Annotated in this window: 7 protein-coding genes; 3 read left to right on the top strand and 4 right to left on the bottom strand. The window is 67.2% G+C overall.

Features of this window, described 5'->3' with window-relative positions:
* Nucleotides 1-78 precede the first annotated feature (78 nt).
* On the bottom strand, nt 79-597 hold the full coding sequence (locus AC3XYG_RS29485) for a cysteine dioxygenase (protein WP_489143445.1): 519 nt from the start codon (nt 595-597) through the stop codon (nt 79-81).
* Between the two features lie 202 nt (nt 598-799).
* On the opposite strand from AC3XYG_RS29485, the gene AC3XYG_RS29480 reads away from it, so the two are divergent.
* Nucleotides 800-1,288, top strand: a complete 489-nt coding sequence (locus AC3XYG_RS29480) for an Lrp/AsnC family transcriptional regulator (RefSeq protein WP_489143444.1) — start codon at nt 800-802, stop codon at nt 1,286-1,288.
* Nucleotides 1,289-1,561: 273 nt separating this feature from the next.
* Here the strand turns inward: AC3XYG_RS29480 and AC3XYG_RS29475 are convergent, their stop codons facing one another.
* Both AC3XYG_RS29475 and AC3XYG_RS29470 read right to left on the bottom strand, forming a co-directional pair.
* A complete protein-coding gene (locus AC3XYG_RS29475) occupies nt 1,562-2,755 on the bottom strand; it encodes a sensor histidine kinase (protein WP_489143443.1) in 1,194 nt (397 codons plus the stop codon).
* Between the two features lie 97 nt (nt 2,756-2,852).
* A complete protein-coding gene (locus tag AC3XYG_RS29470) occupies nt 2,853-3,647 on the bottom strand; it encodes a response regulator (RefSeq protein WP_489143442.1) in 795 nt (264 codons plus the stop codon).
* A 291-nt stretch (nt 3,648-3,938) separates the two neighbouring features.
* On the opposite strand from AC3XYG_RS29470, the gene AC3XYG_RS29465 reads away from it, so the two are divergent.
* Entirely contained in the window at nt 3,939-4,100 is a 162-nt protein-coding gene (locus tag AC3XYG_RS29465; RefSeq protein WP_489143441.1) for a NepR family anti-sigma factor, read from the top strand.
* Nucleotides 4,101-4,106: 6 nt separating this feature from the next.
* Nucleotides 4,107-4,829 carry a sigma-70 family RNA polymerase sigma factor gene (locus tag AC3XYG_RS29460; protein ID WP_489143440.1) on the top strand — a complete coding sequence of 241 codons (723 nt, stop codon included), beginning with the start codon at nt 4,107-4,109 and terminating at the stop codon, nt 4,827-4,829.
* 67 nt (nt 4,830-4,896) lie between these two features.
* On the opposite strand, the gene AC3XYG_RS29455 is transcribed toward AC3XYG_RS29460, so the two are convergent.
* Nucleotides 4,897-6,132: an MFS transporter gene (locus AC3XYG_RS29455; RefSeq protein ID WP_489143439.1), complete on the bottom strand. Its 1,236-nt coding sequence runs from the start codon at nt 6,130-6,132 to the stop codon at nt 4,897-4,899.
* Nucleotides 6,133-6,203 lie beyond the last annotated feature (71 nt).

Genomic DNA, 6,203 nt, shown 5'->3' with positions numbered 1-6,203 from the left:
CACCGCCTTGGGCCAAGGATAGGGGGAAACTCCTGCCGGCCCCAACCGGGAAACGCCGTCACCGCGGCGCAGGGATCCTCAGGCCTGCGCGACCACGTACTCCCGGTCGACCGAGGACTCGTGCACGCGGGGGTCGAAGCCGTAGATGTGCAGCGAGACCGCGACCGCGTCGCTGTCATTGACCATCTGGTGGATGTTGGGGTGGGTCGTCGCCAGGCTCTCGATGTCGCCCGGCTGGTGCACTACCTCCCAGGTCTTCGCCACCCGGATCCCGTCGAAGGCCCGGAAGCGGATCTCGGTCAGGTTGCCGCTGATCAGGCCGAAGGCGCAGGCGCAATGGTGGTCGTGGATCGCGGTCCGGGCGCCCCTGTCCCACACCATGGCCCACACGCTGGTCTCGGCATCGCTCCACAGCAGGTTGCGGGCGTAGGTGCCGGGCCGGCGCTCCAGGTCGAGATCGCAGATCAGCCCGGGATGGGCCGTGAAATGCTCCAGCATCGCCTGCGGCGAGCCGCCGAAATCCGGCAGGGTCTTCAGCGCCGGGCCGCGCCACTTGGCGGTGGGCCGGAAGACATCTGATGTGGCTGCGTGGTTCATGGTCGGCCCTGCTTCTCGATCGCTGAGAACAGGGTATGCCCGGCCGGCGGGAACCAGGTTGCGTTGTTGATGGAAATCGGCTCGTCTTGAGCAAACGGATTTCGCTTATAGCCGGTTGGGTGAAATCCGCTTCCCGGTTTGTCTTTTTCGGTGGTTTTCTATACCCAGGGCAGGGATCTGCCACAAATAAGGAAGCCGTGCCGTGAGCCCGCCGACGTCGCTCAAGCTGGACGAAATCGACCTCAGGATCCTGAAGGCGCTGCAGACCGATGCGACGATCGCGCTGGCCGACCTCGCGGTGAAGGCCGGCATCTCCGCCACGCCGTGCTGGCGCCGGGTGCAGAAGCTGGAACAGGCGGGCATCGTCCGCAAGCGCGTGGCCCTGCTCGACAAGGCGGCGCTCAATGTCGGCGTGACCGTGTTCATCGCCATCCGGACGAGCCATCACACGGTCGAGTGGATCGAGCGCTTCGGCGGTGCCGTGCGCGACATTCCGGAGATCGTCGACGTCTATCGCATGAGCGGCGATATCGACTACCTGCTCAAGGCCTATGTTGCCGACATCGCGAGCTATGACGCGCTCTACAAGAAGATCATCGCACGGATCGAGCTGGCGGACGTCACCTCCATGTTCGCCATGGAAGAGATCAAGTCGACGACCGAGATCCCGCTGACCTTCGTTTCGGGCTGATCTTGCCGATGATGCACACAAAAACAAGCCGCGGGGGACCGCGGCTTGGTTAAGGTCGTTAGGAAGCGGAAGGGTGCAGAAGGTACTGCACGAGCGACTATACCATAAATTCAGCAAGAGTAGAGTGTTTTTATAAAGGATCGCCGCGAGGTGATTGAACAATAAGAGAAAATTTGACGGACAATTTGCTTTTGATCGCAATCAATACTATGCGAGCCAAAGTTAAAGTTCAGTATCGTGCGTCGGCCGATAGCGATCTGATTCGGAACGGTTTTAAGCGGCGCCGACGCCAAGACCGGGGAGGGTCAGGACGGTCTGGGTGCCGCCGTCCCGGGTGACGGTCAGGGTGCCGTCAAGTCGCTTGGCCATGGCTTCCACCAGGCTCATGCCGAGGCCGCGACGGGTCGATTCCTCGACCCGGCCGTCATCGACGATGGTCAGCACCAGGCCATCGGCCCCGGCCCGCTGCAGCGACACGGACAGGCGGCCGCCGCGGCCGTCGCGGAAGCCGTGCTTCAGGCTGTTGGTGACCAGCTCGTTGACGATCAGCCCGAGATGGATGGCGCTGTCGAGCGGGATCTGCCGCGGTGGCGCCTCCACCACCAGCGCGACCGGCCCGGTGGCCAGGGCGAAGGCGGATTGCAGATGGGCGCAGAGCTCATGCACATAGCCGCCGGCGTCGATGTGCGACAGGTCCTGCGAACGGTACAGCTTCTGGTGCACCAGGCTGAGCGAATGGATGCGGTTGCCGACGACCGACAGCTCCTCCTTCACCGCCGGGTCGACGGCGCGCGAGGTCTGCAGGTTCAGCAGGCTGGCGATGATCTGCAGGTTGTTGTTGACGCGGTGATGCACCTCGCGCATCAGCACGTCCTTCTCCTCCAGGCTGGCGCGTAGCGCCCGCTCCACCTCACGCAGCTGCGCGTTGGTGGCGATCAGCTGCTCTTCGCGCTGGCGCAGCTCGGTCAGGCTGGAGATCTGCTCGATCGTCTGGCGGTGGACCTCCTCGAACGGGTCGACCCCGGTCTCGCCGGCCAGGGCCGTCATGGTGCGATGCGCCAGCGCCGCCGGTTCCTGCCCAGCCGCGGTCTCCGGCAGCTCCTTGCGCATCACCAGCCGGACCACGCCGCGGGCGTGGCGCAGCTCGACCCAGTCCATCAGGGTACGGACCGGCGCGGTGTCGAGGCGCGAGCGCTGCGGCCCGCTGCCCTGGCCCAGCGGCCGGCGGGGTGCGGCCAGCACGATTTCCAGCGCCATCGCCGGGCCGGGCAGTACCAGCAGGGACAGGTTGGCCTGGCCGAAGCGGGCCAGGAAGCTGCGGGTCATGGCCGAGGCCGCGGCGACGATCCGCACCCGGTCGCGGCCGTCGAAACCCAGTTCGGTCGCCACCAGCCGCACGCGCTGCCGCGCGGCGATGACGTCGCGCTCCTCGCGGGTGTCGATGGCGGTGATCAGGGCGCTGGTCACACGGCGCTCCCATCCGGCAAGGGGAGGCGGCACCCGCCCTTCCGGGCCGGTCCGCCGGAACCGGCGACCGGGCGCCCGGGCCGGCGCATCGCCGCCGTCACGCGGTTGTGAGCGGCGGGTGCATCGCCAGGGCCTGACCGATCACCGAGATCAGCGCCTCGGGCTTGAACGGCTTGGTGACGACGAAGGTCGGCTCCAGCCGCTCGCCGGTCAGCAGCCGTTCCGGGAAGCCGGTGACGAAGACCACGGGCACCGAGATGTCGCGCAGGATGTCCTGCACCGCCGCGATGCCGCTGTCGCCGCCCTTGAGCTGGATGTCGGCCAGCACGATGTGCGGTGCCGACCGCTTCGACAGGGCCACGGCCTCGGCATGGTCGGCGGCGGTGCCGCAGACCTGGTGGCCCATCTCCTCGACGATGCGGGCGATGTCCATCGCGATCAGCGGCTCGTCCTCGATGATCATGACGCGCGCCGGGTGCTGGCGCTGCATCTCCTTGCGGGCGGCGTCCAGCTGGTCGCGGACCTCGCCCTCAGGCAGGTGCAGGATGAAGCCGACATCGGCGAAGGAGAAGCCTTCCAGCGACACCAGCAGCAGCACCTGGCGCTGCACCGCGGTCAGCTGCGACAGCCGCGCCTCGACCGGCACCAGGCCTTCCAGGGGACCGCCCGCATCGTCGTCGGTCGCGTTCAGCAGCGTGCAGACGTCGTGGAACGCGCCGAACAGCTGGGCCCGCAGGTCGCCATCCGGGGAAATGCGCTGGGGGTCGGCCAGGATGGCCTCCAGGAACACGCGCATGTACTGGTCGCCGCGTTCCTGCGACCCGACCAGGGCGCGGGCGTAGCGCCGCAGATATGGCAGATGCTTCAGGATTTCCGTCGATGTGCCGGTCATGGTTCCATCCTGGCGAATCCGGGTATGCTCGCCCTTCTGTGCTAATGCTTAGCGGCCGTGCGGCGCGATCGCAATCGTTCCGGTACCGTGCGGCGTGCTGGAACTTCCATCCCGGTCCGGGATTGGTAATGTACGCATTGATGTTGACCGGGACAAAGCAGGATCGGGCGCGGTATGGATCGACGGCGAGGCGATCGGGTGCGAAAACGCGACGCAGGGGCGTCACGGCCGGCCGCGGACGGGCCGGAGACGGCCAAGCCTGCGACAGATCGGCCCCTGGCCGATCGGGCTGTGGAGCGTCTGAAGAAGCCGCCGCAATTCGACAATTGGCTCTCCGACCAGCTCAAGAGCCTCTACGACCCCGTCCTGGAGGAACCGCTGCCTGACGATCTGATGCGGATGCTGGAGGAGAGTGCCAAGGGGGCCAAGCCGAAGGAGGACAAGGATCGCTGAGGAAAAGTGGCGACATCGCCATGCACGAGCCCGATTTCTGCCGTATTCGATACCGACATATCGGGCTCGTACCCAAATGAACCCTGCGTGGGCGGTGTATCCGTCGGCGACCATAAGGAGGGGAATGTGCAATTCGACTTTCACGCTGAGCTGACTGGGGCGATTCCGCATCTGCGGGCCTTTGCCCGTTCGCTCAGCGGTGATGCGGATCGCGCCGATGATCTTGTCCAGGACGCGATTCTGCGCGCGCTCCGGGCGGAAAGCCAGTTCACGCCGGGCACCAACTTCCGGGCCTGGATCTTCACCATCCTGCGCAACCAGTATGTCAACCAGTTGCGGCGCCGGAAATTCGTGGCCGAGCCGAAGGACGGCGTCGATCTCGACCTGCTCTGGGTGCCGCCGTCGCAGGACGCCAAGCTGGAATTCCAGGATTTCCGCCGGGCGCTGATGATGCTGACGCCCGACCAGCGCGAAATCCTGCTGATGGTCGGTGCCAGCGGCTTCAGCTACGAGGAAGCGGCCGAGATCTGCGGCTGCGCCGTCGGCACGGTGAAGAGCCGCCTGTCCCGCGCCCGCCGCGAGCTGTCGAGGCTGCTCAATGCGGGGCGAGGATTGGCGAGACGAAGCGACTTCACCGGCGAGCGGCGCGGACGCGGATCCGCCGCGGCGCCGGCGAAAATGACGCGCGGTCGTCTCGCCGGACCGTCCACCGCCCGGCAGACCGCGTAGCTGCCGCCGGCTTCGAAACCGACTGAAGAAAAGCGGGCGGCCCCAGGGCCGCCCGCTTTCGTTTGGGCTATTCGCCGGTCTCGCGCCGGGCCGCCAGCTCGCTGGCGATCGGGCTGGTCGCCGGCCGGTTGACGAAGGGCTCGCGCTCCTCCACCGGGCGGGCCTGCCGCTGGGTCATGCGCCAGGCCGTGAAGATCGCAGTGATGATGGCGATCGCGGCGCCGTACAGGAACAGCCCGTCCGGCCCGACCCAGGCCATGACGGCGGAGGCGATCAGGGGCCCCAGGCAGGCGCCAACGCCCCAGCACAGAAGCAGGCTGCTCGACAGGGCGACCGCCGTGCCTCGCGGGGCGAAGTCGTTGGCATGGGCGACGCAGATGCCGTAGGTCGAGATCGACGCCGCCCCCCACAGCCCGAACAGCACGTACAGCAGCCAGTCCGAGTCGGGCCGCAGCAGGCCGAGCGTCAGCGACACCAGGATGGTGACGATGCTGGAGGCCAGCATGACCTGACGCCGGTCGATGCGGTCGGACAGCCGGCCCAGCGGCCATTGCGCCAGCAAGTTGCCGACCTGGGCCATGGCCGGCACGGCCCCGGCCAGGCCAATGCTCAGCCCGGTCTGCAGCCCCCAGATCGGGCCGATCGAGGAGACGGCGCTGTTGATCAGGCCGCTGGAGATGCAGCCGATCACCGCGGCCGGGGCGATGCGGTATAGCTGGCGCAGCGGCAGGGTGCGGATCGCGGCGATCGACGGGGTGGTGGCCCGGTTCATCGCGACCGGGATCAGCGACATCGAATAGAAGGCGCTGGCGATCATGAACAGGCCCAGCACCACCGGGCCGCCGGTGAACAGCAGCACGAACTGGCCGCCGACCAGCGCCACCTTCTGCACCACGGTGTAGACCGAGAACACCCGGCCGCGATGGGCGTTCGGCGTCATCTCGTTCAGCCAGCTCTCGGCCACCGTGAACAACCCGGCGGAGCAGAAGCCGGTGACCAGCCGCAGCGCCATCCAGAAGGCCGGGTCGGGTGCGATGGTGAAGCTCAGCGCCGTCACCGAGGTGGCGGCGGCATAGGCCGCGAAGGCCCTGATATGGCCGACCGCGCCGATGATCCGGGTCGACAGGATGCAGCCGACCAGGAAGCTCAGCGAATGCGCCGTCGCCACCGCGCTGAACGCCTGGATCGAATAGCCGGCCTCGGTCAGCGAGATCGGCAGGACGGTGACGAGGATGCCGTTGGCGACCTGGAGGACGGAGATGCCGAGGATGATGGCGGCGACGGGCAGGTAGAGGGCGAGCATGATCCTGGCATCTCGGGGCGGTGCCCAAGAGGCAAGCCCGCCGCGCCGCGCCTGTCAAACGGTGTGATCGA

This window comes from Inquilinus sp. (genome assembly GCF_057815775.1).
The sequence above is the reverse complement of the archived record's forward strand: the minus strand, read 5'-3'. Positions and strand labels throughout refer to the sequence as shown.